The organism is Pseudomonas sp. 4CAES_32.4 (assembly GCF_058136335.1).
The window spans coordinates 3,101,210-3,122,114 of the sequence record NZ_CM176882.1 but is presented as its reverse complement, the minus strand read 5'-3'; the positions used below and the strand labels follow the sequence as shown (position 1 = coordinate 3,122,114).

Sequence of the window (20,905 nt, the reverse complement as noted above, 5' to 3'; positions counted from 1 at the left end):
TCACGTGCTTTCCGGGATGCCGATGCGCAGCGACGATCCATTAGCTATTGCAGATCTAGGGCTGCTCTATCGCACCCATCACTCGTGGTTACACGGCTGGCTAAGCCGACGCATTGGCTGTCGCGATAACGCCGCAGATTTGGCCCAGGACACGTTCGTGCGTCTGCTCAAGTCCCGTCAGTCAAGCCCGCTGCGTGAACCCCGTGCTTATCTGAGCAGCATCGCCCGCGGACTGATGATTGATCAGTACCGTCGTCGCGAACTCGAACGCGCCTACCTGGAGAGCGTCGCGTTGCTGCCTCAACACGAAGTGCCCTCGGAAGAAAGCCGACTGCAGATTCTCGATACGCTCGAGCGGATAGACCGCATGCTCGACATGCTTAAACCGAGAGTTCGCCAGGCATTTTTATTTGCCCGACTCGACGGTTTGACCTGCCCGCAAATTGCCGAAAAGCTCGGTGTTTCCCGGGCGACGGTGGAACGCGACCTGGCCACGGCCCTGCAACATTGCTATCGCTTGCGTTATGTCGAGGCGTGAGTCGCAGGCGCTGGATCCGGCCGTGGTTGATCAGGCGATCCATTGGCAAGTGCGCCTTGGCTTCAATCAGCCAGATGAGCAAACACAGCGCGCTTTTGAGCACTGGCTGCAGCAGCGCCCAGAGCATGTGTTGGCATGGCAGCGTGTGAAAGCGCTTGGGGATGAGTTCGCCGGCATGCCAGCGCAATTGTCCCGACACACCCTGAATGGCGCCCACCATGGCATACAACGACGAGAAAGCCTGAAACTGCTCGGCCTATTGGCCACTGTCGGCGCAGCCGCCTGGCTCGGTCGGGATTACACACCCGTGCCGGCGATGCTCGCGCAGCAGCGCAGTAGTACCGGCGAGCAACGACGCGTCCAGCTCGATGATGGCAGCCTTATCCAGCTCAATAGCGACAGCGCCGTCGACAGCGTTTTTGACGCACAGCGACGCCTGATTATTCTGCGGCGTGGTGAAATCATCGTGAATGTCGGCGCCGATGAACACGCGGCGCAAGCACGTCCTTTTTGGGTACAAACACGCGATGGGGTCATGCGTGCTCAGAGCGCCCGGTTCTTGGCGTGGGAGCGTGACGACGGCACCCTGCTTTCGGTTCAAGGAGGTACCGTCGCGGTATTTCCGGGAGCCAGTCAACCTCTGGCTGCTGGCAGCAGTGTCCAGGCCAAGAATCAGTTGCTGTTCACATCAAGCGGCGCACGTGAGTACAGGGATAACGGCCTTGATCTCTGGAGCTGGAGTGACGGGGTAATCAGCGTGCGCGATATGCGCCTCAGGGACTTTGTTGACGAGTTGTCGCGCTACCGTCCCGGGGTATTGCGATGCGCCGAAGAGGTAGCTGATCGTCGAATTTCCGGCACCTTTCAGCTCGCCGACAACGATCAGGTACTGGCATTGGTTGCGCAATCACTGCACTTGCACATTGATTATCGGACCCGTTACTGGGTGACGTTAACCGCCGCCAGCTGAGTCCATTCGCACTTTTCTCGAATTTGAGAAATTTAATGAGGTGAATTCTCATTCTCGCTCGACTTGTAAGGAAGGCCGACTTTACAGGCCAATCTGCCGATACCCTTCCTTGGAGCGAGAGAATGAGTCCGTCCCCGGTTATACAGCGCAACCCATTGAGCCACGCCGTACACGGTGTGATTCTGGGTTTGATCGTCAGCAGCTACGCCCTTCCCTCGCTGGCGCAATCTTCGAGCGCTGAACACCGCAATCAGCTCCAGCAATGGAATATCGATGCCGGTCCGTTGGCGCCGGCGCTTGACCGCTTTGCGCGCGAGGCTGGCATCAGTCTTTCCTTCGATGCCTCCAGCGTAGCGAACCGCACAACAGCAGGCGTAAAAGGCGCCTTCGATACATCGGCAGCCCTGACAACGTTGTTGCAGGGAAGCGAATTGCAGATCGAACAGCAAGGCCCGACCGCTTACCAACTCATACCTCAACCAAAGCCGGCCGGCCCGCTGGAACTCGGTTCAACCGACATCGAGGACTACCGCCTCGCGCCCCTGATCATCAATGCCAAGGTCAAGGTTAGTGCCGACGACGACGCTAACTCGGTGGTCGCCAAGGAACTCTGGGTTGGCGGCAAAGTGGCAACCAGCATTCTCAACACCCCCGCCTCGGTGTCAGTTGTGACGAGCAAGGAAATGGAGCAGCGCAGCGTCAGCACCACGGAAGAAGCGCTGCAATACACGCCAGGCGTGATCACTGACTTCTACGGCACGGACGACCGCAACGACTACTTCCAGATCCGTGGCTTCCAGGCCACCACTTACCGTGACGGCTTGACCCTGAGTTCGATGCGCGGCGTCCGCGAAGATCCCTTCGCTTATGAGCGTATCGAGATTCTGCGTGGCGCCAACTCCACGCTGTTTGGCCCGGCGGATCCGGGGGGTTCGGTGAACTTCGTGAGCAAACAGCCGCGCTTCGAAAAGTTCGGCCAGGGCTATGTGACCTACGGTTCCTTTGACCATGTCGAGACAGGCATCGATGTCGGGGATGCGCTGAACGACGAGAAAACCCTGGCTGGCCGCTTTACGGCCAAAGGCCAGAACAGTGACCGCGAATACGATCACTCGCAGGACGACAACCAGTTGTTTATGGGTGGCCTCACCTGGGCGCCGACGGATTACACGTCGGCAACGATGATTCTGGACTACCTGAAAACCGAAAGTTCGCCAAACAGCGGTGGCTATCCGCTGGACAGGGAATACGACCGCAGCAAGTTTTACGGCGAGCCCAGCTACAACTTTCACGACGTTGAGCGCACCAGCCTCAGCGGTAACATCACCCATGACTTCGACAACGGCTTCGTACTGCGCAGCAATCTGCGTTACAGCAAGTTGACCGATGATTTTGGCTACGTTTACCTCAGTGACAGCGCCGCACGTGTCGGTACCACCGTTGACCGCTATCAGTTCGGAACAGACAGCGAAGCCGACCAGTTCAACGGCAATCTGATGCTGCAATACGATGCCCGCTTCGAGAACATCGACAGCAGCAGCCTGGTGGGCGTGGAGTACCTCGATTCGACCACCAAGGAAAGCTCGATCTACTCTCCGACGACCTCGATTGACATCGCCAACCCGGTGTTTACTGGCGTTTCACGCTCAATCGCGCCGTATGCCGTCAACAAGCGTGACGCGACCACCAAGGCTGTATTCCTGCAGCAGAACCTGTCGTTCTACGAGCGTTTCATCGTCACCGGGGGTGTGCGCAACGACTCGATGGACCTGACCAGCAAAGGCTTGGCGTCCACTGAGAAAGACACCTTCTCCGAAACCTCCTATCGAGGTGCGTTGACCTATATCGTCAACGATGAGGTGTCCACCTATGTGAGCATGGTCGAATCCGTTTCGCCGCCGCAGGTTGGCGTGACACCGCAGACGGGCAGGCAGTACGAAGTGGGCGTGAAGTATTCGCCTATGGCGATCGACGCGCTGTTCTCCGCCGCCGTTTATGACCTGACCCAGGAAAACGTCACCATCGCCGTGGTGCTGCCGAGCGGCATCATTGAGCAACAGACCGTGGGCGAGTCGCGGGCGCGAGGCCTCGACCTGGAGGCCAAGGCGCAGTTGACGCAGAACCTCAGCCTGATCGGTGGCTATTCCTACATGGAGTCCGAGGTACAGCGCGGCTCGTTGTACGACGGCAGTTCCCTGAAGGGTAATGAGTTCGCCACGGCACCCAAGCATTCCGCTTCGCTCTGGAGTTATTACGACGTGCCAAACACCGATGTCAGCGTTGGCTTGGGTGCGCGCTACGTCGGTTCTTATTACTTCGATGCCGCTAACTCCGACAAAAGCGATGGCACCACGCTGTTCGACGCCGCCTTCAACTACAAGATCGCCAAGGGCACCGACCTTGCGGTGAACGTCAGCAACCTGCTGGATGAGCAGCACGTAGTCGGTTCCGGCACAGCGAACTTCTACAACCCGGGTCGCGAAATTACCGCAAAGGTGAGTTACAACTGGTAAGCGGGGACTTAAGCCATATCCCTTCGTAGTCTGCACGGGCGCTGACGGGCGCACGTGCAGCAACGTCTGGCTAGAAACGACATCGGCCAGCGTCTAGACGAGAAAATCTTTCACCAGTTTTACCCAGCAATCAGCGCCCAACCGGATCAGTTGGTCGTTGAAGTCATAATGCGGGTTATGCACGGAGCAGCCGTGAAACTCGCCCTCACCATTGCCCAGCATGAAATAGCACCCCGGCACCTGCTCCAGCATCCAGGCGAAATCCTCGGTACCCATCACCTTCGGCCCGCGACTGTGCAACTGGCCAGGCGCAAAGATCGGCGCAAGGCTTTCGCGCAGCCTTTGCGTTTCGGTCTCGTGGTTGATCAGCGCCGGCGCCAGCGAGGTGATCTCCATTTCAATGCTCACGCCGAAGGTTTGTTCATGGCCACGGACGATCTGTTCCAGCCGCTGGTTGATTTTTTGCTGAGTGTGCGGCGTGTCGGTACGCACACTGATCAGCATGCTGGCTTCGTCAGGAATGATGTTGTAGACACTGCCGGCCTGCAGCATGCCGATGCTGATCACCGCGTATTCCTCAGGGCCGAGGTTTCGCGACTTGATGGTCTGGATCGCATTGATCAGGCTGGCGACCGCAGACAGCGGATCAACCGCTTTTTCCGGCATGGCGCCGTGGCCACCTTGACCGGTGATGCGCAGCGACACCCGTTCGGACGACGCCATGGTCGGTCCCGCTTGAACCACGGCGGTGCCCACGGGCGCGCCGGGCATGTTGTGCAGCGCGAAAATCGCATCGCAGGGAAAACGCAGGAACAGGCCATCGTCGATCATCGCCTTGGCCCCGCACAAACCTTCTTCGTCGGGCTGGAAAATCAGGTTGAGGGTGCCGTTGAATTCGACGTCGGACGCCAAGCGATAGGCCGCCGCCAGCAAGATCGCCGTGTGGCCGTCGTGTCCGCAGGCGTGCATGCGATTGGCAATCTGGCTAGCGTGCGCGAAGGTGTTTTTTTCCTGCATGGGCAGCGCGTCCATGTCGGCGCGCAGTCCGATGCTGCGTGTGCCCTCTCCTCTTTGCAGCACGCCCACCAGTCCATGACCGCCGATGCCGCGATGCACCTGATAGCCCCATTGCGTCAGTTTGGCGGCGACCAGTTCAGCGGTGTTGGGTGTTTCGCCTCCTAGTTCAGGCGCCGCATGAATCTGCTGGCGCAGTGCAGTGAAGGTTTGCAGTTCGGCGTCGCTGAGGCTGGTTTCGATGTATGGATTGCGCATGATTTAGTCTCTTCCAATGTTTTCCGGGAACAGTTTCAGGCAGCACAGGCTGACCACGCCGCCGGCCAGCAAGTAGAACGCCGGGGCCGTGGGGGTATTCAGTGCCGAGGTCAGCCAAGTGGCGATCAAAGGTGAGAAGCCGCCAAACAGGGTTACGCCAAAGCTGTAACTCACTGAGGTGCCGAGCCCGCGATGCGGCTTGGCGAAGGCTTCCATGATCATCGCGAAAAACGCTCCCGAGCCCACGCAACCGGGCAATACCAGAAGTGCGACGATCAACATGGCGAGGTACAAGTCAGTGGTATGCGACAACAGCCACAGCGCTGGCCAGGCCGCAATGACTGGCAGGGTGATCGTCCACACCAACAGTTTTTTGCGCAGACCATTGCGGTCGGCATAGCGCCCGGCAATGGGCGTGATGATTGCCAGACACGCAGCTGCAACGCAGGCAATGGCCAGGGCGCTGCGCTGCGGATAATGCAGGGTGGTGACCAGATACGCCGGCATGTAGAAAATGAACAGGTACATGCCGATGGTGGCGCTCGCCATCAGACCTGTAGCGAGGACGGTGTTGCGCAGATCGATCACCTCGCGCCAGCCAGGTTTGCGGACCGTGGATGGCACGGGGCTGATCGCGGGCGTTTCAAGGGTTTCCGGCAGGCAGCGGCGGATGTACCAGCCGACCGGGCCAATCAGCAAACCGATAACGAAAGGGATGCGCCAGCCCCACGCCTCCAGATCCGGCGTGCTCATGACACTGCTCAAAAGAAGACCGATGCCCGCCCCCACCAGGGCCGCATAACCCTGGCTCGCAGCCTGCCAACTGACGTTGCGGCAGCGGCGGTTGGGGGCCGATGACTCCATCATCAACACCGAAGCGGTGCCGATTTCTCCCCCGGCAGAAAACCCTTGAGTCAGCCGCCCAAGCACCAACAGTATGGTGCCCAAGACCCCGGCTTGCTGATACGTCGGGGCAAATGCGATCAGCGCTGTGCCCAATGTCATCAGGGCAATGGTCAGGGTGAGTGCGGCCTTGCGCCCTTTTCTATCGGCGAACCGGCCAATCACCATCGCCCCGACCGGACGCATCAGAAAGCCCACCCCAAACGCCGTCAGCGACATGAGCAATGACGCTACCGGCGACTGCGCGGGGAAAAAATTCCTCGCGATGATCACGGCAAAAAAACTGTAGATCGTGAAGTCGTACATCTCCAGGGCATTGCCCAGAGCACACGCCACAGTGGCCTTTCTCGATTCGGTGGTGGCCGGACTGGAACGCATCGTTCCGGTGGCCAGGGAAGTGTCCGAGTGCACGGTCGTCATGGGAACTCTCCGAATTGTTATTCGCGTTATTCGACGCCAACTATCGGGTAACTCCGAAGACGAATCACTTGCGCTTTTTGCAGGCAATTAACCAATGGTTAATCAAGTCGCGCCTGGTCCTTTGAATGCGCCCTATAACAGTGCCGCATGACTGCCTCAAGACAAGCAGCGCACCAATGCCCGCCATGGATTGCGCTCGATTCGGCCACCACATCGGAGCGAATACTGGTTTTCCGAGCTTGTAGCGCTCGCCTGCGGCCCTTAACGCGGTGGCCATTGCCAAGCAAATTAACCATTGGGCATAACCATCCAAAAAATGACCATTTTCGTCGCTTTGAGAAAACCGGTGACGATCCCAGTAACGTGGCGGTCGGCATGTACTACCACTTCTAGTCAGTACGCCGGTTCTGCCAATGACTCAGCGGCCAGTTTGGATTTGAGACCGTAGAACAGATCCCTGGCCGGTGACGTCAGTGAGTGCCGGTCAATGCACACCAGGTAAATCGGGTACTCGGGAATCACTTCTTCGACCTCAACGTGCACCAGCTCCGGCGCCCGTCCCGGCGGCAACGCGTTGCCCAGCGCCAGATTGCTCAGCGTCATGAAAGCATCGGCGCTGTCCACCAAACGCAAGGCCAGCAGCAACGACGCGCATTCGATGACCTTCTGCGGCGGATGAATATCGTTGACTTCGAACATTTGGTAGAACTGCGAAGAGCGGTCGTCGACTTCGTCCAGACTGATCCAGTTGGCGTACTGCAATTGCCGCAATGACGGCGAATGGCGCAATGGATTGTTCGGCCCGCACACCACCGTGCCCTGTATCCGATGCAGGGCTTCCCAATCGAGATTCAAGCGCTGAGTGTTCTGTTGCGATGTCAGGGCAAAGTCCAGCGTGCCGTCGCGCAAACGCTGAACGATGTGGCTGGGGCGCGACTCGATGAGTTTGATCCGCACGCGGGGATTCTTGGCCTGGTAATCAGTGATGCACTTTTCAAAACCCGGCAACATCGCGGTCAGTGACGTGACGCCGACGGCCACCTCGCCCACGGCCATGTCATGAATATTGTCGGCTTCGATCTGCAGGCGCCGCATGCTCTCGACCGCCATGTGCGCATGACGGATGATTCGCCGGCCTTCGTCGGTTAACGACATGCCTTTATAGGAACGCTGCAGCAGGGTCAGGCCTAACTCGCGCTCCAGATCCTTGATGGAACGGCTCAGCGCGGGCTGGGTGACGTGCAGCATCTGCGAGGCTTCATTGATGCTGCCGCATTGGTTGATCGCAACCAACGCTTTGATCTGATGGAATTTCACGGCGGTGACTCGCTTTTTATTTGGCGCCAACCATAAAGCAAGATACCCGCCAGCAGCTACCCGTTAAGTCATAAGCTTTTGGGCTGCCTGCGTCCTAACGTCGCAGCAGACAGCTATTGGCAAATTCCGCACAAGCCGTAGAATCCCGCGCGCTCTTGCTGGCGCTAACGACGACAGTTGAGCATCACTGAACCCACAACGCGTACCTGAATGGCTGGCCACACCTCGCTGACGTGTGTCCTGTTCTACCGCCCTGCCCGTTCGGCAGGCACTCGCACAACCACACACTTCGGCTTGGCAATCGCATGCGCAGAGGCGCACGTTCTGCTGTTGGATCTCTAGAGGTTTTTATGTCTCCGCGTTTGCTGGCCATGGCGCTGGCGCCCCTGCTCGGGCTGTTTATTGTTGCGCTGGGCAACGGTTTCCTGTCTTCCCTGACCACCCTTCGACTGGACGCCGCCGGGGCGTCGACCACGATGATCGGCATCGTTTCTTCGGCTTACTTCATCGGTCTGACGCTGGGTGCTGTGTTCAACGATCGCTTGATTCTGCGCATCGGCCATATCCGCGCTTACGGCAGCTTTGCCTCGCTGATCGCCGTGACCATTCTGCTGCAGGGATTGTTCTATGACACCTGGGGCTGGTTCGCGCTGCGCCTGATCAATGGCTGGGCGACGGTGGGTGTGTTTCTGGTGATCGAGAGCTGGCTGTTGTTGGCGGGCGACGCGAAGATTCGCGGGCGCTTGCTCGCGTTGTACATGATCGTCCTGTACGGCGCCGGTGTGTTGGGCCAGGCCACGCTGGGGAAAATCACCGGTTTGAGCGACAGCGCACCGTTCATGGTTGCCGGCATGCTCGCGTCGTTGTCGGTGCTGCCGATCGTGATCCTGCCGCGCGTGTCGCCATTGCTCGATCAGGTTGAACCACTCAAGCCACGGCAACTGCTGGGCGTGACGCCCACCGGGCTGGTGGGCTGTTTTGGTTCGGGTATCACCATCGCGGCGATCTACACGTTGCTGCCGCTTTACCTGCAACGCGCCGGCCTGAATGTCGGCGAAGTCGGCAGCATGATGGCCTGGACGATTCTCGGCGCGATGCTCCTGCAATACCCGGTCGGACGCTGGTCTGATCGCAAGGATCGTTTGCAGGTGCTGACCCTTCTGACGGTGGCGTGCACCGTACTGTCGCTGGTGATCGTCTTGCTGCCGTTGTCCTCGACGATGCTCGCCGCGACGCTGTTTTTGCTCGGCGGCGGCGTGTTTGCGCTGTACCCGGTTGCCGTCAGCCATGCCGCCGACCGTGCCCCGGCTGAAGCCCTGGTGCCGATGATTCAGGGCTTGCTGCTGATCAATTCACTGGGCTCGGCGATCAGCCCGATGATGATCTCGCCAGTCATGAATTCGTTCGGCGCCAATGGTCTGTTCTGGGTCTTTGCCCTGGTCAATCTGTGCATGGTCACGTTCTTCCTCTGGCGACGCGGCAAGCGCCCGGTTCCGGCCAATCCCGCGCCGTTTGCAGCGGCGGCCACGTTCTCGCCGACCGGTGCGGAGCTGCGGGTGACCGAAGATTTGCGTCAGGCCGTGCAGGAACACCCGCCCATGGTCGATGCGCTGAGCGGAGAACCTTCGCCGCAGCCATAAACGCGCTTCCGAGTGGTGCAGACCGCCTTCATTTGGAGCGCCAACCCGCCACAGAACACTGCAAAAGCCGGAGTTTTGATCGCCAAACCGAGTGGCACCCTACTTGCTAGCAATAATTTTATAACTGCTAGCAATCAGGAGAATCAACTATGGCTACTCGGCTTCAAAACCTGCAGCGTCTACTGTTTCCCGTGGCTGCGGCAGTCACGCTCAACCTGGCCATGTTCGGTGGCGCGCAAGCGGCCGAGCAGCCGATCAAGATCGGTCTGGTCGCCGCGCTTTCCGGGCAATCGGCCAAGTCCGGCGAAGCCCTGACTCGCGGTTTGACCATGGCCATCAATGAGGTCAATGCCAGCGGCGGTGTGCTCGGGCGTCCACTGGAACTGGTGCGTCGCGACGATGAAAGCAACCCGTCCAAGGGCATTCTCGCCGCTCGCGAACTGGTCCAGCGCGAAAAAGTCGCCGTGCTGTTTGGTGGTCTGGATACGCCCGTTTCCTTGGCCATCGTGCCCCTGGTCAATCAGATGAAAGTGCCGTTCATGGGCATCTGGGCGGCGGGCACGAAAATCACCGAGAACGGCGCCGCCGATAACTACGTATTCCGGGTTTCCGCCGTCGATGAACTGGTCGATGAAGCGTTGGTGAAATACGGCGCAGATCGGGGCATGAAGAAGCCGGGGATGATCCTCATCAACAATCCATGGGGCGAGTCCAACGAGGCGGGCCTCAAACGCGCACTGGAAAAACGTGGCATGGCCAGCGCCGGCGTCGAGCGTATTCAGGACAGCGATCTCGACGTCGTGCCGCAGCTGACTCGCTTGAAAAACGCCGGTGCAGACACCCTCCTCCTCGTCGGTAACGTCAGCCCTTCCGCGCAAGTCGTGAAATCTTTGGATCGCATGGGTTGGGACGTGCCGGTCGTCTCGCATTGGGGGCCGGCCGGTGGTCGTTTTGGCGAACTGGCCGGGCCGAATGCATCGCGCGTGCACTTCATCCAGACCTACGTGTTCACCGAGCACAACAGCGCCAAGGGCGATGACTTATTGGCCGCATTGAAAGCGGCTTACCCGCAGATCAAGACGCTGGCCGACGTGACGCCAGCGGTCGGCATTGCCAATGCTTACGACGGTCTACACCTCGCCGCGCTGGCGATGGCAAAAGCCGGCAGCACCGACGGCAAGGCGATCCGCGACGGCTTTTACGCCATCAGCGACTACGACGGCTTGATCAAGCACTACCAGCAACCCTTTACCCCAGCAAAGCATGACGCGTTAGGCCCGGACGATTATCTGTTCACGCACTTCGTCAACGACCAGATCGTTCCGCTCAAGCCTGAGGAGTAAGCCATGTACACCGCCGCCATCATCTCTGGGCTCGGCCTCGGCAGCATGTACGCGTTGCTGGCGTTAGGGTTTCACCTGACCTACGTCGTCTCGCGCACCGTCAACTTTGCCCAAGGCAGCGCCATGATGGTCGGCGCGGTGCTGGGTTACACCTTTTGCATTAACTGGGGATGGTCGCTGTGGCTCGCCCTGCCGCTGACACTGTTCCTTTGTGCGCTCTATGGTCTGGCAATTGAACGCTGGCTGGTACGGCCCTTCCACAGCCGTGGATCACAGGCCTGGCTGATGGCGACGGTCGCGGGAGGGATTCTGGTGGACAACCTCGCCCTGTTCACCTTCGGCAAGGAACCGCGCCAGTTTGAAAGCAGTCTGGCCAACCTGAATGTCGAGCTGTTTGGCAGCAACGTCGGCGCCCTGCAGATGCTAATTCCACTGGCGGGCGCGGCGATTGCCCTGGCGCTGTATCTGGTGCGGCGTTACACCCGACTGGGCAAAGTGCTGGAGGCCTGCGTGCAGAATCCCCGCGCAGCGATGCTGATGGGGATCAACGTCAACCGGGTGGTCGCCATTGCCTTTGCGGTTTCCACGGTATTTGCAGCCGTGGCCGGTTTGTTGATTGCGCCGCTGTTCAGCGTCAACGCGGAAATGGGCATGTTGTTCGGCCTCAAGGCCTTTGCCGTGGCCATTCTCGGCGGCATCACCAGTGCCGGCGGCGTCTTCACGGCGGGCCTGTTATTTGGCCTGACGGAAGCGTTGATCACGATGTATTTCGGTTCGGCCTTCACGCAGATCTTTACCTTTGCGTTGGTCATCGTCGCACTGGCGATTCGTCCCAACGGTCTGTTCGGCAGCCGGGCATTGGTGAAAGTATGAAAAGCCTTCCTACTCTGCTCATCGCCCTCCTCGCTGTCGTCTGTGGCGTCATGGCGTTCACACTCGACAGCTACTCATTGCTGGTGTTTACCCTGTGCGCGCTGGCGACAGTGGTCGGCGTGAGCCTGAATATTCTGATCGGCCTCAGCGGGCAGATTTCCTTTGGCCATATCGCCTTCTACGCGATCGGTGCCTACGTCTCGGCACTGCTGACTTTGGCGGGTTGGCCGTTGTGGCTGGCCCTGCCGATAGCGGGCGTGGCGGCCGGAGTCATCGGCGCGCTGCTGGCGATTCCTGCACTTCGCGTTAGCGGCCCGTATCTGGCGATGATCACTATTGCCTTTGCATTTGTCGTGCATCACAGCCTGATCGAATGGCGTGATGTCACCGGCGGCTCCAACGGTTTGATGGGCATCCCGATGCCGGAGTTTGCCGGCCTCGATCCGTCGATTTTCCTCGCCCTGTTGGCCGCCGCGTTGATGATTGGCGCCCTGCTCTTCTTTCAGCGCCTGAGCCACAGCCGTTGGGGCAAAGCCATGCTCGCGGTGAAAGCCTCGGAAATTGCCGCGCGCTCGCTAGGCTTCAATCCGGTGATCAGCAAGACCCTGGCGTTTGCCGTGTCGGCGGCATTGACCGGACTGGCGGGCGGCTTGCTCGCGCCGCTGCTGATGTTCATCAATCCTGAGTCCTTTCCGTTTTCGCAGTCGATTCTGTTTGTGCTGGCGGTGATTGTCGGTGGCAGCGGCCGGCTGTTCGGGCCGCTGATTGGCGCGCTGTTGATCGTGCTGGTGCCGGAGTTGCTCTCGGATTTTGCCGAATATCGCTTGCTGATCTTCTCCACGCTGCTGTTGTTGGTGCTGTGGATTGCACCCAATGGTCTGCTGGGCGCCCTCGCCCGACGCTGGAGCAAACCGGTTCGCTTGCTGCCGCCGAAGCAGTTCAATCAGCAGCGCATTGCCGCGCATCTGCGTAGCCGTGGCCCGAATTCCGGCATGCGCGTCAGCGATATCGGCATTCGCTTCGGCGGCGTGCAGGCGGCGCAACACGTCAGCCTGCATGCCCCGGCCGGCAGCATCACCAGCATCATCGGCCCTAACGGCGCCGGTAAAACCACTGTGCTCAATATGATCAGCGGTTTTTACGTGCCGGACAGTGGCCAGATCGAATTGCAACAACCGCTGGCGGGGCTGCCGGCCTGGAAGAGCGCCCGGGCCGGCATTGCTCGCACCTATCAGACGACTTTGCTGTTCGGCGAAATGTCGGTCATGGACAACCTTCTGGTGGCGATGCAGCAAGGAAGCATGGGCCTGCCATTCAGCCTGTCCACCGCCGAGCAACGCAGCCTGGCGCTGGATCTACTGGCCTTGGTCGGCTATCGCGGCGAAGTGAATATTGCCGCCGAAGATCTGCCTCACGTCGATCGACGGCTGGTGGAAATCGCCCGCGCACTGGCCACCGCGCCTGCGGTGTTGTTGCTGGATGAGCCGGCGGCGGGTCTCAGCCGTCGTGACACCGATGATCTGGCGTTACTGCTGCGCAAGCTGGCGGACTTTGGTCTGACGGTGATTCTGGTCGAGCACGACATGGCGCTGGTCATGGCGGTGTCCGAACACCTGTTGGTGCTCGACGCCGGCAAGCCGATTGCGTCGGGGCCGCCGGCGGAAATCCGGCAAAACCCGCAGGTTATCGCCGCGTATCTGGGCGGTACTGAGTATCAAGCCACACCGCGCGCGCAGGCCTGGAACGGCAGCCGTGATGCGCGATTGTACGTGCAGGATCTGGTCATCGATTACGGCGCCTCAGCGGTGGTCGACAAGGTCAACCTGCTGGTCAATCCCGGTGAACTGGTGGCGATTCTCGGCGCTAACGGCGCGGGTAAATCGAGCATCCTCCAGTGTCTGGCCGGCCTGCATCGCGCTACCAGCGGCAGCATTGTCCTGGACAACGAAAATATCGAACTGGCCAGCGCCAGCACCATCGCGGCCAAAGGTCTGGCCCTGGTGCCGGAAGGCCGCCAGGTATTCCCTTATCTGAGTGTGCGCGACAACCTGTTGCTGGGTGGCTATTCGCGTCGCGAGCCCTTCGATGCCGAGGCTGAAATCGAGGCCATCCTCAAGCGCTTTCCACGCCTGCGCGACCGCATCGACAACCCGGCAGGCCTGCTTTCCGGGGGCGAACAACAAATGGTCGCCGTGGGCCGTGGCTTGATGGCCAAGCCCAGCATCCTTCTGCTCGACGAGCCGTCACTGGGTTTGTCGCCCGCGATGATTGGCGAGTTGTACGACGCACTGGCGGCCCTGCGCGACGAGGGCGTGACCATCCTGCTGGTGGATCAAATGGCCAACCTCGCGCTGCAAGTGGCGGATCGCGCCTATGTTCTGGAAACCGGGACCATTGTCAAAGCCGCCGGCTCCGCCGAACTGCGCGCCGACAAAGCGCTGGCCGCCGCTTATCTCGGTGAAGGGGCCAGCGCATGAGCGCGCTGAAAATCATCAATGCGCGTCTGGGCAGTGATCATCGCCTCAGCGAGTTCTACGTTGAGGATGGCTACTTCGTCGACGCCTTCAGCCCGGCTGCCAGCGATTGGCAAACCCTCGACCTGCAAGGCCGGTTGATCCTGCCGGGGCTGGTCGAAACCCATATCCATCTGGACAAGGCCTGCATCATGCAGCGCTGCCATCTGCAGGAAGGCACGCTGGCCGAAGCCGTCGCGCAAACCCGCGCGGCGAAAGCCGAGTTCACCGAAGACGATGTCTATCAGCGCGGTGCGCAAGTGCTGGACAAGGCGATCGTGCAAGGCACGACGCACATGCGCACCCATGTTGAACTTGACCCGCAGATTGGCCTGACGGGATTCAACGCCATTCGCCGTTTGCAGCGGGATTACGCCTGGGCCATCAGCCTGGAAATCTGTGTATTTCCGCAAGAGGGCCTGCTGAACAATCCGGGGACTGAAGCGCTGCTCTGCCAGGCGCTGGAAAGCGGCGCCAGCGTACTTGGTGGCTGCCCCTACATGGACAGCGACCCGCACAGGCAGATCCAGCGTCTGTTCGAACTGGCGGTGCGCTACGACTGCGACCTGGATCTGCATCTGGATTTCGACCTGAACAGCGAAGGCATGACGGTCATGGAAGTGGCGCGCTGCACGCAACTGCACGGCTGGGGCGGACGGGTCACCATCGGCCACGCGACCAAACTCTCGGCGCTGCCCAAGGAGCCACTGACGGTGCTTGCCCTGCATCTGGCGAAAACTGGCGTACAAGTGACCTGCCTGCCCAGCACCGATCTGTTCTTGATGGGCCGCGAGACGTTTCACCACAAACCCCGAGGGCTGGCGCCACTGGCGCATCTGCACGCGTGCGGCGTGAGGTGTTCGGTCTCGACCAACAACATCGGCAATCCCTTCACACCGTATGGCGATGCGTCGTTGATCCGTCAGGCTAACCTGTTCGCCAACGTCAGTCAGATGGGTACGGTGGCGCAATTGCTGCAATGCCTGGCGTGGGTGTCCAGCGAGTCGGCCGCGCTGCTCAGATTGAAGGATTACGGTGTGCGCCCGGGTTGCCGCGCCGATTTCATTGTGTTCGACGCGCCTTCGCCGGCGGCGGTGATCGCCGAAATAAGCGCACCGCTGATGGGTTTCAAGGGCGGACGCCAGACGTTCAGCCGGCCGGCGGCAACGTTGCTGAAAGCGACTTAATCAATCAATGCCTGCTTGAGGTTGAACTCGGCAGGCACACTTTCATCCAGCGCCAACTGTGCTTCCAGTTCATCCAGATGCTCGATCATGACCGCCACGGCTTTTTCGTTATCGCCATTTTCCAGCGCGGTGATGATTTCCTGGTGCTCATCGGACGCGCAGGAAGGCACGTCATTGCGCTGATACAGCGCAACGATCAATGAACTGCGCACCATCAGGTTGGCGAGGATGTCGCTGAGCACGGCATTGCCACTGATCTCGCCGAGCAGCAGATGAAACTCGCTGAGCTCTCGGACGATGGCCCGTCGATCGGTGTCATTGGTGGCTTTGCGTTCGTTCTTCATGTGGTTGGCAATGCGCTGGCGTTGCTTGCGCATGGTTGCCGGCGTGATGCCCTCGACGATTGCCCGCTCAATGGCGCGGCGTGCACTGAAGATATCCCGCGCCTCCCGAGCCGTCGGCTGAGCAACCATCGCGCCGCGATTGGCTTCGATGGTCACCACTTTTTGCATCGCCAGACGCTGCAACGCCACCTGCACATGGTTGCGGTTGGCTTGCAGGGTTTCGACAATTTGCGCTTCGATCAGGCGAGTGCCCGGCGGCAGGCGATGCTGGGCGATAGCGCTGAACAGCGCATCGACGATGCGTTGCACTTCAAGCTGTTTGGCGGTGACAGTGCTCAAGCCCATCCTTACCTCTGTTGTCCAGAAAGCCTGCCAATCCACACAGCTGCGGTTGGCGGGCAATGGCCGGCATTATCCGCCAGCCGCCGGAGCCCGGCAAATGCCCACTGCAAAGGTCAGTCCAACTGGCCGAGCCCCGTGCCCTCGCCCCGTGGATCATGCATGGCGCTGCGCTGTCCTTCGGCATCAATGGCGATAATCCCGGCGTGGCCGGTCATCGGGCTGCGCACCGGGATGATCTCCACCGCATGCCCGAGCATGCCGAGGCCTTCAATGGTGGTGGCGCTCATATCGCCTTCGAGTTTGAGATTGTCCGTGCTGTCGAAAAAGCTGCGCCCCAACAGAAAACGCGGGGTCAGCAGCGCCTGATCAATCGGTTGCTGGAAGTCGATCAACTGCGTCGCCAGGACCATTTGCGTCTGCGGTTGACCATCGCCGCCCTGGGTGCCGAAGAACCAGCGGCGGCCATCATCCGCCAGATAGCAGGACGGATTGAGTGTGTGCGCCGGACGCTTGCCGGGGGCCCAGCCGTTGACGTGTGCGGGGTTGCCGTTGAACCCCGCCGCGCGGTTCTGCCACAACACGCCGGTGTCGCCGAGTATGCAGCCCGAACCGAAGTCATGGAACAGGCTCTGGATCAGGCAAGCCGTCCGCCCTTCTGCATCGGTTGCGGCCATCCACACGGTATCGGCGGGTCGCCCCGGCTCGTTCCACGGCGCGGCACGTTGATCGTCAATGGCATTGGCATACGCTCGAACCTGTGCGTCCTCGAGACTGGCGGCAAAATCCCACGTTTTGCTCAGCGGATCGCACAGCTGCGCATTGCGCCGCAGCAAGCCTTGTTTGATGGCTTCGACCAGATAGTGATAGTAAAGCGCGCTGCCGTTGCCAACGTCCGCCAGCGGCTTGTGTTGCAGCGCGGCCATGGCCTGCAGCGTGTACAAGCCTTGGCTCGGCGGCGCGACGTTGTAGAGTCGGCCCTCGCGATAACGGACCGAGATCGGGGCGACTTCCGGCGCTCGGGTCGCCGCCAGATCAGCCGCCGTCAAGCCGCAGCCCAAGCGATCAAAGGCTGCTCCAAACGCTTCGGCCAGTTCGCCGTGATAGAAATCTTCGACGCCATGTCTGGCCAGATGCCGCAGGGTGTTGGCCAGTTTGGGCTGGCGCAGGGTATCGCCCTCGCGCAGCCACTGCCCATCGTGTTTGCACAGCCGATGCAGGTCCGGCAACTGCTCGATCAGCGGGCGCCGCAGGGTTTGCCAGAACAATTGCGATCGCGAAACCTCGATGCCGGCATCGGCCACGTTCGCGGCGTCTGTTAACAGATCAGACCAACCGAGTCGTGAGCCCCACTCGTGACGACTGATGTTGGCGGCGGTCTGCCAACTCGCCAGCGCGCCTGCGGTGCTGGCCACCGACTCCGGGCCGCGCACGGTAATGGCTCCGCCCTCCGGCAAACGTTGCCCGGCCTGACCAATCCCCACGATGGTGCGCACCTGTTTGTCGTGGATCATCCATAGGGCATCGCCGCCCAGCCCGGTCATGTGCGGGAACACCGCAGCGAGCATGGCACTGGCCGCGAGCATGGCATCGATGGCCGTGCCGCCCGCTTCAAGAATCCGCAGGCCGGCGGCGCTGGCTTCGGCATGAGGCGTACAGATCACCGCACGGCTGGAGGTTGCGATCATGGTTGCAGGCTCTCTCTTTGCTAGCTATCGAAATAGATTTTGTTAGCAAAGCAAGATGTATGCCCTCAGGAGCAGTCAGTCCTGTTCTTCGGTGATGTCCAAAAGCGGAATCGGCTCGATTGCCCACCCACGGATTTGACGACGTTCAGGGCTGGGCACTGCACAGGCCTTGCGCCCGGTGAAGATTCGCGCGAGACGGTCTTCATCGATGCGCCAGCCGCGCAGTTCCAGTGCCTGCACGTCTTTGCGAAAGGCGATCTGCAGTGCGTCGGATTTCAACGAAACCTCCTGCTGAAAGGAGTCCGGCACGCGCTCGGGCCGCACGTTCTTAAGGACGGCGTGGTCTTGTTCGAAGATGCGGATATTGCTGGCAATGAACCGGCGATCCAGCAGTCGCGAGCGCAGAAATGTTCTGCCCATCATCCACCAGGTTCGCGTGCGGTTGGCGTCAATCGGCACGTGGGCCGAGACGATGTAGATCCGCCAGCCATTGGGTAATTCGAGCTCCAGCGTTGTACATGGCCCGGACAAATGAAAACCCGGAACAGTGACCACGCTGACAAACTCGGTGGATGACTTGCGCCGCAGCAGCCCTTTGCGCGCCGGCCTGCGCATGAGCATCTGTGCGCTGCCGCTCCACGCATCGCTGTCGACCTCGAATGATTCAATCTCGGGATGATCCGGGTCGCCAAAGGTAGAGCCATGCACAAACGGTGCGTGGGCGAAGTCGAGGCCGTTTTCGATGATCCGGTCCCAACTGGCCTGCCAATCGAAATGACCGGATACCACCCGGACGGCAGGATCGTCGATCCAGTCGAGCGTGGGCAGTGGCGGACGCTCAGCCTCCGGCAGGTCACCCAGAAAAGCCCAGATCCAACCGTAGCGTTCCTGCGTCGGATAGGCATCGACGCGGGCCTTTGCCGGAATCCGCAGATCGGGTTGCGCCGGTATCTGCGTGCACACGCCATCCCCGCCAAAGCGCCAGCCGTGATAAGGACACTGCACACTGTTGCCGACCTTGCGGCCGGCAGACAACGAACCGCCGCGATGCACACAGACATCCGACAGCACGTGGGCGACGCCGGCCCCGTCGCGGAACGCTACGAAAGGCTGTCCGAGCAATCGAACCGGCATCAGTCCGTCAGCCAGCTGCGACGATGGAGAAACGACATACCAAAGGTTGGTGAGCATGGGCAGCGTGAGATCCGTCAGGGTTTTACAGGCCAATAAAAGGGTTCATGGTTGACTGTGTTCAGCGGTGAGTCGTTCCTCTTCGCACCTCGCAGTGTTGCCGCTGTCACACCACGATGAACAGAGACCCTGAAGTGCCGCGCCCTCAGCAACAGCCATCACGTCGGACTGCGTTTTTCGCAGACACCGCGGCGCTGATTGTGTTTTTCACCACCACTGGTGTGATCAATGAACGGTTCATCGCTGGCATGACCTGGGATCAGGTCCTGCATGCACGTCTTTTGGGCGCGGCGCTGATGATACCGGTCGCGAGACCCTACGGCCTGTGGCGGGATTGGGTGATGACGCGAGCCAGCGAGGGTCGCATGTCGAGGTTGCTCTGGGACAGCATGGCGCTAGTCAGTTTCCAGGTGCCTATTTACGCCGCCATCATTGCTTTCAGCGGCGCTTCCGGCGCCGGCCTGGTGCGCGGCACGCTGGGCGCGACCATGATGATGCTCGTTCTGGGGCGACCCTATGGCGCGTTTCTCAACGCGGTGCGCAAGTTGTTTGGCCTGCCTCCGGGTGGGGACAGACCGATGTCGTTGAAGGGATGACCTGCTCGCTGCGGGTGGCGACTACCTTTCCTCCATTGCATCGAACCCTGATGAATCCCTGTTCTCTATCGCAAAACCACTAGAGGAGGGATTCACCATGATTGCCCCTGCAACCGGTATGAAACCGGGTGAGCGTTACAGCATTGAAAGCGTGGAGCGCGCGCCGCAATTCCCGGGCTTTTTTCTCGACGGGAAATATTATCTCGGTCCCGAGTTGCAGACCGCTGTCGGCTGGCTCGAAGGACAGAGTTTCTTTTATGACCAGCTCGATCCCAATGGTGAACCGGTTTATCCGGGCAGAGTCGTCGGGACGATCACCGGGTTGACACTGGAATTGGCCGATGGCCTGCGCTTGGGCATCGAAGCCGTGCCCTATGAGGACTCAACCGTTACGCCGCCTCGGCCGCTGGTTGAAACGATCGCTTCAACCCCACCGACGGCGAGACCGCAACGGCTGCGCCCGCCAATACAACCTTCTGCGCTACTGGTCGCGGGTGCCGCCACGCTGGTGGGCCTGTGTTTGCTGGCGATCAATCGGTCGTTCGGCCGAGGTCGGTAATCTGAAGCTGAACACTCAGCCAAGGACTTTATAAATCTCCGCGACCACCTGCCTCGTTGCCGCTTCGATCGTTCCTTCGTTGCGGCATAAAACCCAGCCCTGATCGGCAACCGCTTGCTCGAACATCTCACTACACGCGACATGCTCGGCGTGTTTCTGGATCACCGTGCCGCCCAGCCCCCGCGAGCGTGCCGTGGCCCGCGCCCAGGAAATATCCGGCGCGGTGACCACTCCGACATGCAGATCCGGCACCTGCACGCCTCGCTCCAGATTCATCTGGAGGATCTCGGCAAAGGGCACGGTGTGGCGAAACGCGGCCTCCGATGGATACCAGCGATCAATCAGGATAATGCTGTCCGACGGTTGTTTCGGAAGTACATGTTGAGAGATCCAGCTTCGGCTATCGGCAAAGCGCTGACACACTGCCCACTCCAGATCCCGGGAAGGATGTCGGGCGAGCTGGTTGACCAAGGTCATGGTTTCACCCCGGTTGGGATCGCTTTTTCGCTCGCACAGCCGGATGACTTTATGCTGATCTGCTCGCAGTGCTGCCGTGATGGCTTCCAATAGCGTGGTTTTGCCGGTGCCTTTGGGCCCATCCAGGGAGATAAACAGCGGGAGATTCATGGTTTGCGCAACGATTGAGACATTGGTGAGCACTCTACCCGCATTTTTGTTATTCAATGAGCCCATCCCTGC

General features: G+C 60.2%; 17 protein-coding genes. 10 read left to right on the top strand and 7 right to left on the bottom strand.

From position 1 onward, the window contains the following. The first annotated feature begins 22 nt into the window (after nucleotides 1-22). The 3 genes from AC3Y64_RS13830 to AC3Y64_RS13820 all read left to right on the top strand — a co-directional run bounded on the left by AC3Y64_RS13830 (nucleotide 23) and on the right by AC3Y64_RS13820 (nucleotide 4,021). Nucleotides 23-538, top strand: coding sequence for a sigma-70 family RNA polymerase sigma factor (locus tag AC3Y64_RS13830; protein WP_158953679.1), 516 nt, complete (start codon nucleotides 23-25; stop codon nucleotides 536-538). Then, a complete protein-coding gene (locus AC3Y64_RS13825; RefSeq protein WP_489987900.1) occupies nucleotides 525-1,508 on the top strand; it encodes a FecR domain-containing protein in 984 nt (327 codons plus the stop codon). Before AC3Y64_RS13830 ends, AC3Y64_RS13825 begins: the two co-directional genes overlap by 14 nt. 122 nt (nucleotides 1,509-1,630) lie before the next feature. Then, a complete protein-coding gene (locus tag AC3Y64_RS13820; protein ID WP_489987899.1) occupies nucleotides 1,631-4,021 on the top strand; it encodes a TonB-dependent siderophore receptor in 2,391 nt (796 codons plus the stop codon). A 93-nt stretch (nucleotides 4,022-4,114) separates the two neighbouring features. Here the strand turns inward: AC3Y64_RS13820 and AC3Y64_RS13815 are convergent, their stop codons facing one another. The 3 genes from AC3Y64_RS13815 to AC3Y64_RS13805 all read right to left on the bottom strand — a co-directional run bounded on the left by AC3Y64_RS13815 (nucleotide 4,115) and on the right by AC3Y64_RS13805 (nucleotide 7,933). Next, the gene (locus AC3Y64_RS13815) at nucleotides 4,115-5,293 is read right to left on the bottom strand and encodes a M20 aminoacylase family protein (RefSeq protein WP_489987898.1); all 1,179 of its coding nucleotides are present in this window, start codon (nucleotides 5,291-5,293) and stop codon (nucleotides 4,115-4,117) included. 3 nt (nucleotides 5,294-5,296) lie between these two features. Continuing rightward, nucleotides 5,297-6,616 carry an MFS transporter gene (locus tag AC3Y64_RS13810; RefSeq protein WP_489987897.1) on the bottom strand — a complete coding sequence of 440 codons (1,320 nt, stop codon included), beginning with the start codon at nucleotides 6,614-6,616 and terminating at the stop codon, nucleotides 5,297-5,299. 393 nt (nucleotides 6,617-7,009) lie between these two features. Beyond that, nucleotides 7,010-7,933, bottom strand: a complete 924-nt coding sequence (locus AC3Y64_RS13805) for a LysR family transcriptional regulator (protein WP_489987896.1) — start codon at nucleotides 7,931-7,933, stop codon at nucleotides 7,010-7,012. A 350-nt stretch (nucleotides 7,934-8,283) separates the two neighbouring features. On the opposite strand from AC3Y64_RS13805, the gene AC3Y64_RS13800 reads away from it, so the two are divergent. The 5 genes from AC3Y64_RS13800 to AC3Y64_RS13780 all read left to right on the top strand — a co-directional run bounded on the left by AC3Y64_RS13800 (nucleotide 8,284) and on the right by AC3Y64_RS13780 (nucleotide 15,489). Beyond that, nucleotides 8,284-9,573: an MFS transporter gene (locus AC3Y64_RS13800; RefSeq protein WP_489987895.1), complete on the top strand. Its 1,290-nt coding sequence runs from the start codon at nucleotides 8,284-8,286 to the stop codon at nucleotides 9,571-9,573. 149 nt (nucleotides 9,574-9,722) lie between these two features. Next, nucleotides 9,723-10,916 (top strand): ABC transporter substrate-binding protein, encoded by a 1,194-nt coding sequence (locus tag AC3Y64_RS13795; protein ID WP_489987894.1) that lies wholly within the window; start codon nucleotides 9,723-9,725, stop codon nucleotides 10,914-10,916. 3 nt (nucleotides 10,917-10,919) lie between these two features. Beyond that, entirely contained in the window at nucleotides 10,920-11,789 is an 870-nt protein-coding gene (locus AC3Y64_RS13790; protein WP_489987893.1) for a branched-chain amino acid ABC transporter permease, read from the top strand. Beyond that, complete coding sequence (locus AC3Y64_RS13785) at nucleotides 11,786-14,266, top strand: branched-chain amino acid ABC transporter ATP-binding protein/permease (protein ID WP_489987892.1); 2,481 nt, start codon at nucleotides 11,786-11,788, stop codon at nucleotides 14,264-14,266. The genes AC3Y64_RS13790 and AC3Y64_RS13785 overlap by 4 nt, the downstream gene beginning before the upstream one ends. Further along, nucleotides 14,263-15,489 (top strand): amidohydrolase family protein, encoded by a 1,227-nt coding sequence (locus AC3Y64_RS13780; RefSeq protein ID WP_489987891.1) that lies wholly within the window; start codon nucleotides 14,263-14,265, stop codon nucleotides 15,487-15,489. Before AC3Y64_RS13785 ends, AC3Y64_RS13780 begins: the two co-directional genes overlap by 4 nt. Here AC3Y64_RS13780 and AC3Y64_RS13775 read toward each other — a convergent pair. The 3 genes from AC3Y64_RS13775 to AC3Y64_RS13765 all read right to left on the bottom strand — a co-directional run bounded on the left by AC3Y64_RS13775 (nucleotide 15,486) and on the right by AC3Y64_RS13765 (nucleotide 19,051). Further along, on the bottom strand, nucleotides 15,486-16,178 hold the full coding sequence (locus tag AC3Y64_RS13775) for a GntR family transcriptional regulator (RefSeq protein ID WP_489987890.1): 693 nt from the start codon (nucleotides 16,176-16,178) through the stop codon (nucleotides 15,486-15,488). The genes AC3Y64_RS13780 and AC3Y64_RS13775 overlap by 4 nt on opposite strands. A 110-nt stretch (nucleotides 16,179-16,288) precedes the next feature. Beyond that, complete coding sequence (locus AC3Y64_RS13770) at nucleotides 16,289-17,860, bottom strand: gamma-glutamyltransferase family protein (RefSeq protein ID WP_489987889.1); 1,572 nt, start codon at nucleotides 17,858-17,860, stop codon at nucleotides 16,289-16,291. 75 nt (nucleotides 17,861-17,935) lie between these two features. Beyond that, nucleotides 17,936-19,051, bottom strand: coding sequence for an aromatic ring-hydroxylating dioxygenase subunit alpha (locus AC3Y64_RS13765; RefSeq protein WP_489987888.1), 1,116 nt, complete (start codon nucleotides 19,049-19,051; stop codon nucleotides 17,936-17,938). 134 nt (nucleotides 19,052-19,185) lie between these two features. Between AC3Y64_RS13765 and alaE the strand changes: the two genes are divergently transcribed. After that, the gene (gene alaE, locus AC3Y64_RS13760) at nucleotides 19,186-19,647 is read left to right on the top strand and encodes an L-alanine exporter AlaE (RefSeq protein WP_489987887.1); all 462 of its coding nucleotides are present in this window, start codon (nucleotides 19,186-19,188) and stop codon (nucleotides 19,645-19,647) included. A gap of 97 nt (nucleotides 19,648-19,744) precedes the next feature. Then, the gene (locus AC3Y64_RS13755) at nucleotides 19,745-20,206 is read left to right on the top strand and encodes a short chain dehydrogenase (protein ID WP_489987886.1); all 462 of its coding nucleotides are present in this window, start codon (nucleotides 19,745-19,747) and stop codon (nucleotides 20,204-20,206) included. A gap of 15 nt (nucleotides 20,207-20,221) precedes the next feature. On the opposite strand, the gene AC3Y64_RS13750 is transcribed toward AC3Y64_RS13755, so the two are convergent. Beyond that, nucleotides 20,222-20,833, bottom strand: coding sequence for a dTMP kinase (locus AC3Y64_RS13750; protein WP_489987965.1), 612 nt, complete (start codon nucleotides 20,831-20,833; stop codon nucleotides 20,222-20,224). Nucleotides 20,834-20,905 lie beyond the last annotated feature (72 nt).

Excerpts from the sequence above, each read along its gene's own strand:
- AC3Y64_RS13830 (WP_158953679.1), top strand. The coding sequence starts at position 23 with ATGCGCAGCGACGATCCATTAGCTATTGCAGATCTAGGGCTGCTCTAT.
- AC3Y64_RS13825 (WP_489987900.1), top strand. The coding sequence starts at position 525 with ATGTCGAGGCGTGAGTCGCAGGCGCTGGATCCGGCCGTGGTTGATCAG.
- AC3Y64_RS13820 (WP_489987899.1), top strand. The coding sequence starts at position 1,631 with ATGAGTCCGTCCCCGGTTATACAGCGCAACCCATTGAGCCACGCCGTA.
- AC3Y64_RS13815 (WP_489987898.1), bottom strand. The coding sequence starts at position 5,293 with ATGCGCAATCCATACATCGAAACCAGCCTCAGCGACGCCGAACTGCAA.
- AC3Y64_RS13810 (WP_489987897.1), bottom strand. The coding sequence starts at position 6,616 with ATGACGACCGTGCACTCGGACACTTCCCTGGCCACCGGAACGATGCGT.
- AC3Y64_RS13800 (WP_489987895.1), top strand. The coding sequence starts at position 8,284 with ATGTCTCCGCGTTTGCTGGCCATGGCGCTGGCGCCCCTGCTCGGGCTG.
- AC3Y64_RS13795 (WP_489987894.1), top strand. The coding sequence starts at position 9,723 with ATGGCTACTCGGCTTCAAAACCTGCAGCGTCTACTGTTTCCCGTGGCT.
- AC3Y64_RS13790 (WP_489987893.1), top strand. The coding sequence starts at position 10,920 with ATGTACACCGCCGCCATCATCTCTGGGCTCGGCCTCGGCAGCATGTAC.
- AC3Y64_RS13785 (WP_489987892.1), top strand. The coding sequence starts at position 11,786 with ATGAAAAGCCTTCCTACTCTGCTCATCGCCCTCCTCGCTGTCGTCTGT.
- AC3Y64_RS13780 (WP_489987891.1), top strand. The coding sequence starts at position 14,263 with ATGAGCGCGCTGAAAATCATCAATGCGCGTCTGGGCAGTGATCATCGC.
- AC3Y64_RS13775 (WP_489987890.1), bottom strand. The coding sequence starts at position 16,178 with ATGGGCTTGAGCACTGTCACCGCCAAACAGCTTGAAGTGCAACGCATC.
- AC3Y64_RS13770 (WP_489987889.1), bottom strand. The coding sequence starts at position 17,860 with ATGATCGCAACCTCCAGCCGTGCGGTGATCTGTACGCCTCATGCCGAA.
- AC3Y64_RS13765 (WP_489987888.1), bottom strand. The coding sequence starts at position 19,051 with ATGCTCACCAACCTTTGGTATGTCGTTTCTCCATCGTCGCAGCTGGCT.
- AC3Y64_RS13755 (WP_489987886.1), top strand. The coding sequence starts at position 19,745 with ATGATTGCCCCTGCAACCGGTATGAAACCGGGTGAGCGTTACAGCATT.
- AC3Y64_RS13750 (WP_489987965.1), bottom strand. The coding sequence starts at position 20,833 with ATGAATCTCCCGCTGTTTATCTCCCTGGATGGGCCCAAAGGCACCGGC.